Source organism: Anabaena sp. CCY 9402-a, from assembly GCF_963920945.1.
GTDB classification, from domain to species: domain Bacteria; phylum Cyanobacteriota; class Cyanobacteriia; order Cyanobacteriales; family Nostocaceae; genus Trichormus; species Trichormus minutissimus.
In genome coordinates, this window is the sequence record NZ_CAWUDL010000027.1 from 59473 (window position 1) to 74568 (window position 15096).

General features: G+C 41.4%; 13 protein-coding genes and 1 pseudogene. 6 read left to right on the forward strand and 8 right to left on the reverse strand.

Features of this window, described 5'->3' with window-relative positions:
• Nucleotides 1–454: 454 nt before the first annotated feature.
• Entirely contained in the window at nucleotides 455–1024 is a 570-nt protein-coding gene (locus ACM0OR_RS12250) for a thermonuclease family protein (protein ID WP_414576412.1), read from the reverse strand.
• 217 nt (nucleotides 1025–1241) lie between these two features.
• On the reverse strand, nucleotides 1242–2408 hold the full coding sequence (nagA, locus tag ACM0OR_RS12255; protein WP_414576413.1) for an N-acetylglucosamine-6-phosphate deacetylase: 1167 nt from the start codon (nucleotides 2406–2408) through the stop codon (nucleotides 1242–1244).
• Between the two features lie 255 nt (nucleotides 2409–2663).
• On the opposite strand from nagA, the gene purE reads away from it, so the two are divergent.
• The 3 genes from purE (at nucleotide 2664) to ACM0OR_RS12270 (ending at nucleotide 7265) form a co-directional block, all read left to right on the forward strand.
• Nucleotides 2664–3182 carry a 5-(carboxyamino)imidazole ribonucleotide mutase gene (gene purE, locus ACM0OR_RS12260; RefSeq protein WP_414576414.1) on the forward strand — a complete coding sequence of 173 codons (519 nt, stop codon included), beginning with the start codon at nucleotides 2664–2666 and terminating at the stop codon, nucleotides 3180–3182.
• A 624-nt stretch (nucleotides 3183–3806) separates the two neighbouring features.
• Nucleotides 3807–5276, forward strand: a complete 1470-nt coding sequence (locus ACM0OR_RS12265) for an ammonium transporter (protein WP_414576415.1) — start codon at nucleotides 3807–3809, stop codon at nucleotides 5274–5276.
• A gap of 399 nt (nucleotides 5277–5675) precedes the next feature.
• Nucleotides 5676–7265 carry an ammonium transporter gene (locus ACM0OR_RS12270; RefSeq protein ID WP_414576416.1) on the forward strand — a complete coding sequence of 530 codons (1590 nt, stop codon included), beginning with the start codon at nucleotides 5676–5678 and terminating at the stop codon, nucleotides 7263–7265.
• A 39-nt stretch (nucleotides 7266–7304) separates the two neighbouring features.
• Here the strand turns inward: ACM0OR_RS12270 and ACM0OR_RS12275 are convergent, their stop codons facing one another.
• From ACM0OR_RS12275 to ACM0OR_RS12290, 4 genes are all read right to left on the reverse strand, one after another.
• Complete coding sequence (locus ACM0OR_RS12275) at nucleotides 7305–8039, reverse strand: SagB/ThcOx family dehydrogenase (protein WP_414576417.1); 735 nt, start codon at nucleotides 8037–8039, stop codon at nucleotides 7305–7307.
• A gap of 18 nt (nucleotides 8040–8057) precedes the next feature.
• Entirely contained in the window at nucleotides 8058–9368 is a 1311-nt protein-coding gene (locus ACM0OR_RS12280; protein ID WP_414576418.1) for a YcaO-like family protein, read from the reverse strand.
• Entirely contained in the window at nucleotides 9365–10504 is a 1140-nt protein-coding gene (locus tag ACM0OR_RS12285) for a TOMM precursor leader peptide-binding protein (RefSeq protein ID WP_323268300.1), read from the reverse strand. The genes ACM0OR_RS12280 and ACM0OR_RS12285 overlap by 4 nt, the downstream gene beginning before the upstream one ends.
• 182 nt (nucleotides 10505–10686) lie before the next feature.
• On the reverse strand, nucleotides 10687–11034 hold the full coding sequence (locus ACM0OR_RS12290) for a hypothetical protein (protein ID WP_323268299.1): 348 nt from the start codon (nucleotides 11032–11034) through the stop codon (nucleotides 10687–10689).
• Nucleotides 11035–11663: 629 nt separating this feature from the next.
• Between ACM0OR_RS12290 and ACM0OR_RS12295 the strand changes: the two genes are divergently transcribed.
• From ACM0OR_RS12295 to ACM0OR_RS12305, 3 genes and pseudogenes are all read left to right on the forward strand, one after another.
• The gene (locus tag ACM0OR_RS12295) at nucleotides 11664–13484 is read left to right on the forward strand and encodes an ABC transporter ATP-binding protein (RefSeq protein ID WP_414576419.1); all 1821 of its coding nucleotides are present in this window, start codon (nucleotides 11664–11666) and stop codon (nucleotides 13482–13484) included.
• 55 nt (nucleotides 13485–13539) lie between these two features.
• Complete coding sequence (locus ACM0OR_RS12300) at nucleotides 13540–14097, forward strand: AAA family ATPase (RefSeq protein WP_414576420.1); 558 nt, start codon at nucleotides 13540–13542, stop codon at nucleotides 14095–14097.
• 67 nt (nucleotides 14098–14164) lie between these two features.
• Nucleotides 14165–14674, forward strand: a pseudogene (locus ACM0OR_RS12305) (tetratricopeptide repeat protein); the annotation flags it as partial.
• Here ACM0OR_RS12305 and ACM0OR_RS12310 read toward each other — a convergent pair.
• Together ACM0OR_RS12310 and ACM0OR_RS12315 are read right to left on the reverse strand one after the other, a co-directional pair.
• Nucleotides 14658–14882 carry a type II toxin-antitoxin system MqsA family antitoxin gene (locus ACM0OR_RS12310; RefSeq protein ID WP_414576421.1) on the reverse strand — a complete coding sequence of 75 codons (225 nt, stop codon included), beginning with the start codon at nucleotides 14880–14882 and terminating at the stop codon, nucleotides 14658–14660. The pseudogene ACM0OR_RS12305 and the gene ACM0OR_RS12310 overlap by 17 nt on opposite strands.
• Entirely contained in the window at nucleotides 14882–15046 is a 165-nt protein-coding gene (locus tag ACM0OR_RS12315; RefSeq protein ID WP_414576423.1) for a DUF4258 domain-containing protein, read from the reverse strand. Before ACM0OR_RS12315 ends, ACM0OR_RS12310 begins: the two co-directional genes overlap by 1 nt.
• Between the last annotated feature and the right edge of the window lie 50 nt (nucleotides 15047–15096).

Here is a 15096-nt window from a genome sequence, read left to right on the forward strand (position 1 = left end):
GAACAATGATTGTTAAAAATGTAACTATCTGAACGAAAAATTAGATGCTGTAGATGCTTTAAGGTATAAAGTAATTAATAGATGATGACAAAATACTCATCTATACAATTACTAAATGAATATCTTTAGAAAATACTGAAAATGTAAGAGCATTAGAAAATGCTGCCTTCAATCACTATCAATAGACTTTACCAAGTAATATTTCCGATTCTGTATAAAAATAATGAAGAATAATCTACAGCTTAAAAAGAAAATATAAAGACAAAAATTATATTCTGTGATTTCAAGTATCAAAAATAATATTTAAGGACTGTAATCTGTATAAAAGATTAAATTGTTTCAATAAAATTTACAACATAAGTATTACATAAATAACGAAGTATTAATTTCTATGCACCTTCTTCGTCCGAGATATAACCTAAAATAACAAAAGTTATATCCCATGAACTGAAAGCTATTTTTTATTATTCAAACTCCGATACTCCCAAGGATTTGTAAATTTAGCATCACCCCAAATTCCTATCCTTTGCTGTTGCGCTTTGGCTTCAGCTTGTTGTACCAATTCTTTACTAGGACACTTATTTAAATAAGGACGATAAACCTTAGCTAATCCTTCCTGGATTAACACTTCTTGAACAAAAGTACCATCTCTTAAGCGTACCTCAGCTACTTTGCGTCCATAACGATCGCTATCTGTAATATTCAAGGTAACGCGATCGCCACTTTGTCTAACCAATTGCTCTAATCTTTGCTGCGCTTTCGCACCCCAACTAAATTGATTGCGATCGCTCACTCTTCTACTAGCCTGCTCTTTCCGGGAATGGGCTATTTCCGGCGCATCCATGCAAGCAAAGCGCACAGTAAACTTATTACCCTTGGCATCCTTAACTGCTAAAGTATCGCCATCACTTACACGTTCAACTAAGTCACCAGAAGCACCAAACAAGCGATTGCAGCCCATCAAACCTAAAATGATGAATCCTGAACTCAACAAAATCAGTAACTTTTTGTTTAATTTAGTCATTATTTCTTCTCCCTATCCCCTATCACCTGTCACCTGTCTTCCTCTCATCATTTGCTGATAATACTAATTAGCTATCACTTCTAGATTTAGTATTCCCGTATATCTCTTATAGGACTTACGCACAAATTACGGAATAACGTTCGCGTAGCGCATACTACAGAGACGCAGATAACACAGAGAAATAAGGGTTTGAGAGAGTTTTTGCGTAAATCCTGCCTTAAACAGAAAAATTTCCTAATCGCATCGAGTTAAGTTCTTTAGTCTGCTGATCCCAATGCCAACGTAATAAGTTAGCTTTTTGATTAGGGGAAATTCCCGGTAAACCTATTGCCTGTCTAGGTGCATTCGTAGCTAAGGCGATCGCAGTTTCTACTTCACAAATACCCCACTTCACCAAGTTCTGTACTCCCACCAATAAGGGTAGAGTTGTCCCCGATAATGTCCCATCTGCTAGCCTTGCAGTGCCGTTTTTTACTTCTATTTCCCGACTATCCCAAGGATAAACCCCATCTGGTAGCCCTAAAGGTGAAAGGGCATCGCTAACTAAAAATAATCCTTGGCTGGCACGGAGGAGAATTTGTAACATGGTAGGTGTAATATGCTGTCCATCAGCAATAAAACCACACATCACCCCAGGATGGGTAATGGCTGCACCTAATAAGCCTGGTTCGCGGTGATGAAGGGGTGGCATAGCATTGAAGGCATGAGTCACCATTGTTGCACCCAGTTCAAAAGCTTGTTTTGCTTGTACCTCTGTGGCCTGAGAATGTCCTAAACTGATGGTGATACCTAAAGAACGTAAATAAGGGATGACTTCCCCTGTAGAATCTAACTCTGGTGCTAAGGTGATGACTTTAACAATATGAGCGTAATCACCCAAAACCCGCTTTACCTCATCAATGGTTAACGGTAATAAATACTTTGCCGGATGTGCGCCACGCTTTTGATAATTTAAGAATGGCCCTTCTAGATGGACTCCGAGAATCTGAGAACCTGTTTTGGGAGTCGAGATAAAATCTGCAATCACAGCTAGCGATCGCTGTATATTCTCTACTGAAGTTGTCACCAGTGTCGGTAAATATCCATCTACCCCCACATCCCATAAAAATTGGTTGATTTTCTCTAATAAGTGAGAGTTTTCAACAGATAAATCAGGAAAAGCCAAGCCTAAAGCACCATTAATCTGTAAATCAACACCGCCCAAAGAAATCCAATCCCCAGCCACATCTAATATTTGCAATGATGGTGGCGAAACTCGTTTAAATACTGTTCCCATCGGCTGGATTTGCTCAATTATGCCCTCTTGATTAACCGAGAGCATCTGCAAATCTTGGTAGCCAGGGACTCTAGCATTGATAATTTTTATAGGTTGGGAATTGGGCATGGAGAATTAGGCATTGGGCATGATTCATTGGTATTAACTCATGTACCGAATATTTAATCAAGCAAAGTAATAGCGATATATCGAGACATAGAAATGGAGAGAAGGAAAAAAAGAGGATAATACGGCTTGTTTCTTAACTTTTCACTCACAACTCAGCACCGGCTAAACGCCGCGCTACCGCTAACAGCACTCACAACTCAGCACTCAGCACTTAATATGAGATGATAATTGCACCCTCAGCTTGTTATATTTACTATGTCTCCTGTTGTTGGCATTATTATGGGCAGTGATTCCGATTTGCCCACCATGAAAGATGCGATCGCTGTTTGTGATGAGTTTGGCATTGAGAATGAAGTAGCGATCGTTTCTGCTCATCGGACTCCAGAACAGATGGTGCAATATGCTAAACTTGCTCACCAAAGAGGAATTAAAGTCATCATTGCTGGAGCTGGTGGTGCTGCCCATCTTCCTGGCATGGTAGCATCCTTAACACCATTGCCTGTGATTGGTGTTCCCATCCCTACACGCAATTTACAAGGTGTAGATTCTTTGTATTCTATTGTTCAGATGCCAGCAGGTATTCCTGTCGCCACAGTAGCTATAGGTAATGCTAAAAATGCCGGACTTTTAGCAGTGCAAATTCTGGCTACTCACCAGCCAGAACTACTAGAAAAAGTCCAAAAGTATCGTCAAAGTCTGTCTGATATGGTTATGGGCAAGCAGGCAAAACTAGAAGAACTAGGATATAACCAATATCTCCAACAAGAATTTTAAAGGGCATTGGGCAAAAAAGTCAACGAATTTTGGATTTTGGATTTGTTTCACCTACAAAGGGTGTTAGCGTAGCGGGGCGTTAGTCCGGCATCAACCAAAAAAAACTCAAATCGGCTTTTCTTCCATCTCAAATGGGCATCAGTCAAAAGATTATTTCTTGTCTCTTTTACTTCCTAGTCCCTAGTCCCCTAACTAAACAGACATTTTACTTAAAATTTTGTATATAAAATTCATAAATTTCTTAGTAATTGTATCTAAATATGGGCAATTGCTGATTATATAAAGGTTTCACACAGTTTAATTATCTATTCGCCAAGTAAATTATACGCCCAAAAAATAAAAAATGTATTGCAAACTACAGAATTAATGTTGTAAGTAAAACAGTATAAATCAAATTTAGTCATGGATTAACCAGAATGCGTTGTAAAACTTAACATTACTTGTGTAAGTTATGCTGTTTTTTCATATTCTGTTGAGTTGAATGAGCAGAGTGGTGAGCAAAAAAGAATAAACTTGGCTTTGAAGTAAAACTTGATCGCTAGATTTTCTGATCAGAGGTAATTGATTTTGGTCAGTCTGCTACCATGATGAATCATCGCTTTTCAAGCAGGAAAAAATAAGCTAATGAATAAGCGTATTCGACCTTGGCAACGCCTGATGGTGCTGGCGATCGGTTCTATGGTGTTGGCAATTTTTGCGCCTACAGTTGTACAAGCAGCAGATCCTCCCAATTTGCAGTCTTTGTCAGAAACTACGATCAAACTGCAAATTTCGATTGACACTATATGGGTACTAATCACTGGATTTTTAGTATTCTTTATGCAAACTGGCTTTGCAATGTTAGAAGCGGGTTTTTCCCAGCAGAAAGGTGTAGTTAATGCTTTACTGGAAAATTTTGTTGATGCTGCTGTCACTATCTTGGTGTGGTGGGCAATAGGTTTTGGGATTGCTTTTGGTACAAGTGCTGGAGGTCTGTTGGGAACAGATACATTTTTTTTGAGCCAGCTACCTAATAGTGATGGTATTTATCCAATGGGTGCGCCTGGTTCTACTGCTGCTATTAATACCTACACCTTGTTTTTTTTCCAGTTTGCCTTTGCAGTGACAGCTAGTACAATCACTACCGGTGCTATGCTCGGCAGAACTGACTTTATTGGTGACTTAATTTACAGTGCCGTGATGGGAGCATTTAGTTATCCCATTATTGTCCATTGGGCTTGGAATGTTGAGGGATGGTTATCCAAGCTCAGTTATCACGACTTTGCAGGTAGTTCTGTTGTTCATTGTGTAGGCGGTTGGACGGCATTAGTTGGCGCATATTTGCTAGGGCCTCGCCCTAGTCGTTCAGCTTGGGGAACACCACCACCAGCCCATAATTTAAGCTTGGCAACATTGGGAACTATGATTCTCTGGTTTGGCTGGTATGGTTTTAACTCTGGTTCAACTCTTGGTGCTGGGAACACAGGATTGATTGGTTTAGTAACAGTCAATACCACATTATCGGCTGGAGCAGCAGCACTAGCGGCAATGATTTTTCAGTATTTACGTACTAGTAAATGGCATTTAGAGTATTGCCTAAATGGTTCTTTAGGCGGATTAGTAGCAATTACAGCTGCTTGTGCTTATGTAGCACCTTGGGCGGGGGTGGTGATTGGATTAACGGCTGGCGTTTTGGTAGTGCTGGGGATTGATCTAATTGAATCACTGAAAATTGATGACCCAGTAGCTGCTTTTTCCATACATGGAATTAACGGCATGATGGGTACTCTTTCTGTGGGCTTTTTGGGACAAGCCGAACTGACTCTGAATAAAAAAGCAGGCTTACTGTTAGGGGGTGGGATTGAATTATTAGGTATACAACTTTTAGGTGTCGTAGCGATCGCAGTTTTTACAGTTGGCTTGAGCTTCTTAATGTTTGCTGGTCTTAAAGCCATCGGACGCTTGCGTGTCCATCCCGAAGGCGATCGCTTAGGTATTGATGTTTATGAACATGGTGCATCGGTATGGCCTGATGTTTATGCAATTGAAAAGTTAGTAGAAGAAAAAAAACATCATCCCCAAAGTTCTGACGTTAGCACCTTTGAGAATGAATGAAGCAGTTAAGCTTATCAATTGACAAAAGTTAACAAATAGTAGTAATGTGTGGCACAAATTACTGATTAATTTCTATCCTTATTTTTTATGGAGATTGTATTGACAAAATGCCATCTATCACTATGCCAAACTATCTTTTCATGATTAAAGATTAAATGAAGAAGACTTGACTGTTGCAGAAATTACATCATAATTTCTTAAGGATATCTACAAAAAATATTTACAGAGGTGTCGTTAATTTCTTAAACTCCTAAATATTATTTGAGTTTTTGGTTAACCAAAATCAGTGGTCTCAAAGAAAAATATCAAAACCACTAGCTGGGGCAATACGGGGAATAGTTTTTCTGCTCAACCTGTTTCTTGCTATCAAGGATCATTTGGAGGACGTTGTTTTAATCCATGTACAAACATAAATCGAAAATAAAAAATAGGCGAATTTCTGCAAGAAATTCCGCTAAAAGCTCACAATTTAATTCAACAATCAAGTTAATTAATTTTATTAAGCGACTGTCTCCCAGTTGGCAAGCTTGTTTACCTTTAGCTTGTTTAATTGTTTTGGGATGGGGTTATGTCGCAGTTGCCCAAGCCCCAGATGCTGGCCCGACAACAGCAGAATTGAAAGTTGCCCTAGACACCCTTTGGGTGGCGATCGCCGCTTTTTTGGTATTCTTCATGAATGCTGGTTTTGGGATGCTAGAAACCGGCTTTTGTCGCCAGAAAAACGCTGTTAACGTCCTTGCTAAGAACCTTATTGTGTTTGCACTAGCCACCGTGGCTTTTTGGGTAATTGGTTTTGGATTAATGTTTGGCGATGGCAACGATTTTATTGGGTTAAATGGATTTTTCTTAACAGGAGCAGATAACAGTCCCGCTACCGGAGAAGCTGCTTATAAAGGTGTCTTCAGTGCTTTAAGTTGGGCTGGTGTACCCTTAGCTGCCAAATTTTTATTCCAGTTGGTATTTGCGGGAACAGCAGCCACTATTGTGTCTGGTGCAGTTGCTGAAAGAATCAAGTTTCTTGACTTCTTAATTTTTAGTATCTTACTTGTAGGTATCGCCTACCCCATCACCGGACACTGGATTTGGGGTGCTGGTTGGTTAGCAGACAGAGGCTTTTGGGACTTTGCTGGTTCTACGGTAGTTCACTCAGTTGGTGGCTGGGCAGCTTTAATGGGAGCAGCCTTTCTTGGCCCCCGTATCGGTAAATATCAAGATGGGAAAGTTGTGGCTTTACCTGGTCACAACATGAGTATTGCCACTTTAGGCTGTTTGATTCTGTGGTTAGGCTGGTTTGGTTTTAACCCCGGTTCTGTAATGGCTGCTGACCCCAATGCTATTACTCATATTGCTTTAACAACCAACATGGCCGGTGCTGTTGGTGGGATTGCTGCAACAGCGACAGCCTGGTTGTACTTAGGTAAGCCTGACCTGTCGATGATTATCAACGGTATTTTGGCTGGTTTGGTAGCGATTACAGCCCCTTGTGCTTATGTCAGCATTCCCGGTGCAGTTATTATTGGTTTGATTGCTGGTGTGATTGTAGTTTTCTCAGTTACATTATTTGACAAAATTGGTATTGATGACCCAGTAGGTGCTACTTCCGTTCACCTGGTTTGTGGTATTTTCGGAACTCTTGCAGTTGGTCTATGGTCTGTCGGCCCTGGTGTTTATTCCTGGTATGGTGAGGGAGCTGGGCCAACCAAGGGCTTATTTGCAGGTGGTGGGTTAGGACAGTTGGGCATTCAGTTTTTAGGCGTGATTTCAGTCGGTGGTATGACTGTGCTTCTCAGCAGCATCTTTTGGTTAGCACTGAAATATACCTTGGGTATTCGAGTCACCAGAGACGAAGAACTGGAAGGTTTGGATATCCATGAACATGGTATGGAAGCCTATAGTGGATTCCTCAAAGAAAATAGTCCCAGTGGATTTACAGAAAGTGGTAACTCTGGGGGCTACTCATCAGGTGAGGATTACTCTACTAAAATTTAGTAGCAATTAACAAGTTCGTAGTAAGGACTTAAGTCCTTACTACGAACTTGTTTCCGTACCAACAGCAACACAATAAAGTGCTGCATGACGCTGACCGTCAATACCTAAAATATTATTGACACTTGTATCATGAAATCCTCCTAGACAAACACTGCCAAGCCCCAACTCTACAGCCATGAGGCAAATATTTTCAGCTTGATGGCCGGCTTCAAACAGGATAAAGCGGTAGCCCCGCGTACTATATTTATGGAGCGATCGCATAAAAACCCCAGTCATGATAAACAGGGCATTGGCATTAGCAATATAATCCTGCTGCAATAGAGGTTCGATAAAGTCACTGGGTACTGACTCATTCACCCAATGCAGTCCGTGGCCACGGGGTTCATAGTGATATAGTCCCGCAGATAAACCTGTTATTGCCTGTATAGATACAAACATTTCAATTGGATAAAGTCCACCGGCAGACGGAGAGTTCCGCCCTTCAAACATATGACCCTCCACCTGACGCAACCCACTGATACCGCAGGCGGCATCCAGTAACTGAGCCAGTGAAATCAACGGCATCTCCGTATTTTTAAAAGCTCGTACTGAATGGCGTTGTCTCAATAAATTGGTGAGGTAGTTGTCCCCTGGTACTGCTGGTAGTTCCAGAATAGAAGCCTCTGGCATATACCGCATTTCAGTAGCTGGAACTTGCTTGGCATAACCTCCTGGTGGTGGAGAATTCCAATGATAAAGAAGAGTTAGTTCCAGAGGCTCATTAGCTTTGTACATTGCGGCAATTTCCTCAATTTAGGCGATGGGATGGGGGCAGGGATTGAGGTCAGCAGCAGTACGGCGACCACCATAACCCAACCGTTCTGGAACTTCAAACAGACGCTGAGAACCTAATGGCTCTTGTCCAATACCAAAATAGATAGGTACTAATTCAGTTGCTAAAGTCCTTACCACTCGAAAACCCACCGATGCAATGTCAGAGGTGGTAATATCCACTAAATACGCCTCAACACCCACTGAATTTAACCTGGTGAGAACTGTTTGCAATTTCTCTACTTCTGATTGAGATGTGTAAGTAGGTAAATCTTCAACTTTTAGTGATTGGTCATGGTTAAGTAAAAAGTCCAACTCACCCAGTCGTGCTGTTGTGTAGAAAAAAGCACTGTGATCATCCATATTCTGGATATCTTCATATTTATGGAGATTAGCACCAGCACCGTGAGCTATCCGTTCCAGATCACCAGGACGGGCTTGACAAACTTCAAATATTGCCTTGCGAAGCGCAGTTTGACCATCAAGATGGCATCCCAAACCAGTGACAACAGCAGGCCCTTGATCTGAATGGTCAATAGCGATCGCGACAACTACAGGCACTCTAATATCAGTGGTAAAATCGAAGGCCATTAACTCAATGTCAAATCTGGCATAATTCCGGGCAATTTCCCTTAATATTCCAGGCTGGTGTTCAAAATTTATGCGCGGCGCAGGTAAGCGATTTAACCACGTAATGATGAAAGCATCACGCTCAATTAACTCGCATAACCCACTGTAAGCAGCAAACTCTACAGAAGAGCCTGTAGCCATGCCATTAGAAGAAGCAGGAACAATATCATCCCCTGGTTGTTCGCCGCACCAATCGAGATAGGTTAAGGACATGGGGACGAAAACTTGATCGTTGCTACCAAGTACCTGAGCAGCGATCCAAGAAGTCTGCATTGTGGGATCAAATGCCGGAAACAGGAAATTGGGATCAGAGTATTGTTGTTCAGAAAAAGAGTAAAAAGTTGATGGTGGGAGGGCGCGATTATCTAATTCTGCAAAGCTACTGACCACCATTCGCCGCCGATCAACAATCCCCCCACAGTAGCGTTCCAAGGCTTCACCCACAGCACCTAAAATGGCCTGCTCATCAGTCATGCCCTTGCCTATACCAAAGCGTAAATTTTCTAGCCGTTTGCGAATTTGGTAATGGGCTAATTCAGCCTGCCAAATCACTGGCAGTTCACACTCTGTATATGGCTTGCTTATTCTCTCCATTGCGCGGATGATGCCAGTGTGGGGGCTGACCAAATCCCGCCACCGAGAACTAGTTACTACTGCATTCACGGCGTTCTCTCCTGACGTGGGGAACAATGAGGGCAACCGGGTTTCTTGAGTACAACATGGTGAGTCATCTGTGTACTAATCAAATCCAGATGCAGTAATTTACCATCAGTAGCAATTGGTAGACCAAGGAACATCTTTAATGCGTCAAGGGCTAGGTAACTACCAACTAACGTGTAGCCTATCGGTAAATTTTCTCGCAGACGTGGTTGAGAACGCCGTTCTCGGTTGAGAAACTGCTCAAGAGCTAATTTGGCCTCTGGAAGCTTGGCGCAAGCCATAGACCGCATCCGATAGCACAGGTAGCAAGGGCCATCTTCAGAAAAGACCAACGGCCCGACAGTTGCCTCTACCCCCGCAGCTCCACCTGGGAGCAATGGGAGTTTCATTTGTAAGCATAGTCTGTTGAGGCGATACGCTAAATTAACTGATACGGCATCCGTAGCAACAATAACTAAGTCAATATCTTGCAGTGATGAACTGACTATTTCATCATCATTTAAAGCATCTGTCACAGTCTCAGTCTGGGTAACTCCTCCCATCGCCTCAATCCGTTGAGCCGCTTGCACAGATCGCCCAGCACCAACTTGACTCAATTCCCAACCCGACATCATCAGTGCATCAGAGGGATCAATGTAAGCATCATCGCACAGACGCAGAAAACCAATACCAGAAGCAGCCAATGTCATTGCAGCTACTAGCCCTGAGCCTCCCAACCCAAAGACAGCAATCCGAGCATTAGCTAATTGCTTTTGAACATCCTTTTGCTGAAAGCCTAACTCATGGTAAAGACCGAGTTGAGGCAGTAACTGAGTACGATGAGTCAGAGTATCTAAGTCAATGTCTTCTTCCTCAAAATCCTCCACTAAGCGATTGTTAATCAAAAATTCTAAACATTGATCTAGCGAGGCATTGGTCAACTTTTCTTGAACAGCATGACGGATTTCTCCTAGGGTTCGGCTACCATCCAGTAAAGGAAAAACTACTCTGTCCACATCATGCAGCGATTGACCTTTAACTTCTAATGTCCGCCGCGTTGTATTGAATATCATCTTTTCCCCATCATTACCATCTGAGGGTATAACGCGAATGACGAGGTGTTCTAACAGACGCAGCCTTTTACTATCATTTAATTGCATAGGTTTGCTTTTATTCTCCCAAGCTCCATAGAAAAATCTGCAACCTTGGTTTTATAAACAAATTAGGACTTACGAGTTGACAGAAAATACTGAATATCTATGATCGTAAAAACGATATCTTTTGTAGGGGTTTAGCATTGCTAAACCCCTACTGTGCCAGTCTGTTTAGTATCAAAGCAATGTTAGTTGCCAAATTCGAGGTCGAAACTTTCTTCAATTACGCCTGATACTGAACTAAAAAAACCACATTTACCACCGCAGTGATAACACTGATAACATCGGTGCCAGCAGTGTCCACCGCATCGTCCACCGCATCGTCCACCGCAGCGTCCACCGCATCGTCCACCACAGCGTCCACCGCAGCGACTAACCCATCTTTGGCTCGTTTCTGAATCAAACACTCCTGGTAAAGCTAGTTTTTCTAAAGCTGCTATTTCTTCTTTAGACAGCAGAGTTTGTTCTAATTTATCTTCGCTGTCTACTAAATACATTTCTAAGGTTTGTATGGTCAATGTTTCTTGTGCAAGCATTGCGATTTTCTCCTTTGATATTCAAATCACTACCTGGATTTAAATTTACCTGAGAGTTGTTCTAAAGTTGTTTTCCGGTCTAAAGCATCTAGAAACGAATTAGTTTTTAACCAAATATTTCGCTATTTCACCGCAAAATATGACAACAGTTCATTACCTATTTTTATCTCTTTGTAGGTCTGCTTAAACTATCTATACTCCAACGTATAGCCAAAGGGTAAATAGTTTATAAAAGGTCAAAATTACTGCGCCATTAATACGGTAACATCTTTAAGAGAATTGCTTTTTTACGAAATATTTGTTCTCAAAACCTCTGCATTTTTTGGTGTTACACAGGAATTTATTTGATGATTATGTAACGCCTACAACATTTACTTTATCTTCTTGTTTTGTTTTTTGTTCCTGCTTAAGTAAGATAGTTTCTCATCTTGAGACTAACGTTGTTCTATCTTAAGTAGTATAGTTTTTATTCTCGATAGTATTACAGTGTCAGATAGCAGAATTAGACAAGAATTTGTCTAGACAATCAACTTTCACTGTCTAAAACATATGATTATTCCTGAAAATTAATCAATATGTTAGCAATCAGAGCAATAGTTAACCATAAATAAAAAATTAGGTTTACATCAATGAGCGATTTAAGATTTTGGTTTGAGGTCTATACTAAAGCCTTATTTCGTTCTCTACCTTTAGTATGGACAGCAGCACCAAAAGAAATTTTTGTACTGATTGTTGTTACTTTATTACAAGGATTTCTACCTGCTGTAAGTGTTTGGATTACTAAGTTAGTAGTAGATACAGTCGCAACAGAGTTGTCATCTGGTAGAGTATTGGGTTGGACAATCTTACTACCCTTAGTTGGGGGATGGGTAGGTGCTTTATTGTTAGAAACACTACTCGAACCTTGGCAAACAGCACTTCAGGGAAATCTCAACGATAAGTTAATGGCTCATATGAGCTTAAAGTTAATGCGTAAAGCCGATACTTTACCAGACTTGAGCCGTTTTGAAGATGCTCAATTCTATGATGAGTTACAAGTTTTGCAAGAACAAATTAGCTATCAACCGTTGAATTTACTTGAGAATTTGGTGGAATTAGGCCGGTCTTTCGTGACTTTGGTGGTGATGGTGGCGTTACTGATTCCCCTAGCCTTTTGGATTCCCTTAATAATTGCGATCGCTACTATACCCCAAGTAGTCGTTTCTGCTCAATATGGTAAAGCTATTTGGCTAACTCTGTTTGAAAACAGTCCCCAGGCTCGCAGAATGAAGTATTACACTTCAGTCATGCTAACTGATACCCACGCTAAGGAAACTAGACTGTTTCAGCTAGGTTCATTCTTTATTGACCGATATCTGCAAGCATTCCAGTCTTTACATACCTCCATGCGCCATCTGCGGGGTAAACAAGCTTTTTGGTCGTCTAGTTTAGCTGTTTTAAGTACCCTAGGAAATGGTTTTGCTTTCTATTGGGTAGTACAGAAGGCATTTAGAGGAGAATTTAGTCCAGGTAGTGTACTGTTATTTGTCCAGTCTTTAACTTACTTTCAACAAAACTTAGGCGGCTTTGTAGGTAATGGGCTGGAATTATTTGAAAATGTGCTTTATATGCAGCAGTTTTTCACTTTTCTCGACAGTACAAGTCCTATGCTCTTAAGTGTACCTGGAGAAAAAATCCCAAATCCTATTCGTAAAGGTATCACGTTTGAAAAAGTGTACTTTCGCTACCCTGATGCTAAGGGCTGGGCGGTCAAAAATATTTCTTTTACCCTGCATCCTGGAGAAACTGTAGCTATTGTAGGGGAGAATGGCGCGGGTAAAACTACTCTGGTCAAGTTACTTACTAGATTATACGACCCCAACAAAGGGCGAATTTTAGTTGATGGTGTAGACCTGAAAAATTTAAATCTAGAACAGTGGCGACAGCAAATAGCGGGAGTTTTTCAAGATTTTGGTCGTTACTCCCTCACCCTAGGAGAAAATATTGCTTTAGGCAACCTCAAGGCTTTAGAAAATCGTGATTTGCTAAGATATGCTGTAGAAAAAGCCGATGTAGTCAAACTATTAGAACAGTTTCCCACAGGGGAAGATACACCCCTAGGTAAACAGTTTAGCGGTACAGAACTCTCTGGTGGTCAGTGGCAAAAGTTAGCTCTAGCCCGTGCTTTTGTGCGTAAGCACGCTCAAATACTACTTTTGGATGAACCGACAGCCGCACTTGACCCCCGCAGTGAGTATGAGCTTTATATGCGCTTTGTGGAATTAGCGGAGGGTAAAACTACTATTTTGATTACCCATAGACTAGCTTCTGTGCGAATGGCTCACCGAATATTAGTCCTCAAAGGTGGGCGTTTAATTGAGGATGGCACACATCAGGAACTTTTGCAGCATGGGGGAGAGTATACCGCACTGTGGAATATGCAGGTTCAACAGTATGGAATAACTGAGTAATGCCGTTTCAACATAAACAGCCTATCAACAGTTTTTAGATCCCCAGACGCAACAGGTGAGGGTAGCGACAGCAGCCGAGTTTGTGGGGAGGCGGCGGTATTTGCAGCGTTGTCTCAAAGAGATTCGCAATCATTTAGGGTTGCTGATTCATGGGTTGGGGGGTGTGGGGAAAAGTACCCTGACGGCGCGACTGTTGGAAAGGATGGTTGGCTATGACAGGTTGGTGATTTATCGGGGATTAGATGCAGATAAATTGCGAAAAGTCTTAGCTGAACAATGTACCTCAGAACAGGGGTTAGAAATTCTCAACGGAAATTTACCCCTGATGCAGCAACTGACTAAGTTTTTTCAGTCAGGTTTGAATAGTAAAGAACAGCGTTTTGCTGTGGTGTTGGATGACTTTGAAGCGAATTTAGAATTGCGTGGGGATGGGGTTTATGTGTTACAGCCGCAAGTGGTGGATGTGCTGCTGGCGTTGTTGAAAGCTGTACAAAATTGCCGACTTCCCCATAAGGTGATTATTACTAGTCGCTATGATTTTGTGCTGGCGGAATTAAATCAGCGTTTGCATCGTGAGAATTTGGCGGCGTTGCGGGATGCAGACTTGACGTAGGAATGAAGCAGAACTAGGTGAAGTTGAACAAGCACAACAGTTTTATCAACAAGCACTAAAACTTTGTCCAGAAACAGAGGAAAAAGACAAAGCCACGATCATTCATAACTTAGCAATTATCTACGCCAATCAAGGGGAAGTAGAACAAGCGATCGCTCTCTACCAGCAGTCTTTGGAAATCAAACAACGCATTGGCGATGTCGAAGGTGAAGCAGCCACTTTGCACCAACTTGCTGGTATCTACGCCAATCAAGGGGAAGTAGAACAAGCGATCGCACTTTACAATCAGTCTTTGGATATCACTCGACGCATTAGCAATGTCCAAGGTGAAGCTGCCACTTTAGCAATGCTAGGAAAACTTTTAGCGGATGGATGTAATGAATACATCACAGCTACAGTGTACACACAAGTTGCTGCATCGACATTGCCAATGTATTGCTTGACATTGCTAATGTATCACCTGAAATTGGCAATGTATTGCTTGATATTGCTAATGTATCACCTGAAATTGTTAATGTATCGACTAACTGTAAAAGGGGTGGGGCTTAGATTTCAAACACTTACGCCGCATATCTAATAATCTCAACTTCTGCGCCATTACTCACAGCAACTTCTGCCCTACTTAGCACCTGTTCAGTAATGGCATCACTTAGATAATACTCCCCACAATTATCACAAATTTCTGCTGGGACTTTTTTGATCACCACAATAGATTCATCTCTTTCTAAAGTCACCGTTACTAAGCCTGGTTTAGTTTCTCCATGTTTACAAATAACACATTTCATCAACCTTTCCTCCTAGTTTTAAAATCATTTGACCAAATATTTGGATCGGGAATATAAGCTGTTACTACATATCCTGTATCTGTAGATTCATCATAAGAAAATACAACATGAATTGGTTTACCTGCCGCAAAATCAAACAGGAGATAACTAGGAAATGGCTCAATACTTCTCGGTTAAGAACAAAAGCAAGGTAAAGTGATAATTGTTCACTTAC

Coding starts and splice junctions, on each gene's coding strand:
- ACM0OR_RS12250 (WP_414576412.1), bottom strand. CDS start 1,024: ATGACTAAATTAAACAAAAAGTTACTGATTTTGTTGAGTTCAGGATTC.
- ACM0OR_RS12285 (WP_323268300.1), bottom strand. CDS start 10,504: ATGCAATTAAATGATAGTAAAAGGCTGCGTCTGTTAGAACACCTCGTC.
- ACM0OR_RS12310 (WP_414576421.1), bottom strand. CDS start 14,882: ATGAAATGTGTTATTTGTAAACATGGAGAAACTAAACCAGGCTTAGTA.
- ACM0OR_RS12265 (WP_414576415.1), top strand. CDS start 3,807: ATGAATAAGCGTATTCGACCTTGGCAACGCCTGATGGTGCTGGCGATC.
- purE (WP_414576414.1), top strand. CDS start 2,664: ATGTCTCCTGTTGTTGGCATTATTATGGGCAGTGATTCCGATTTGCCC.
- nagA (WP_414576413.1), bottom strand. CDS start 2,408: ATGCCCAATTCCCAACCTATAAAAATTATCAATGCTAGAGTCCCTGGC.
- ACM0OR_RS12295 (WP_414576419.1), top strand. CDS start 11,664: ATGAGCGATTTAAGATTTTGGTTTGAGGTCTATACTAAAGCCTTATTT.
- ACM0OR_RS12270 (WP_414576416.1), top strand. CDS start 5,676: ATGTACAAACATAAATCGAAAATAAAAAATAGGCGAATTTCTGCAAGA.
- ACM0OR_RS12275 (WP_414576417.1), bottom strand. CDS start 8,039: ATGTACAAAGCTAATGAGCCTCTGGAACTAACTCTTCTTTATCATTGG.
- ACM0OR_RS12290 (WP_323268299.1), bottom strand. CDS start 11,034: ATGCTTGCACAAGAAACATTGACCATACAAACCTTAGAAATGTATTTA.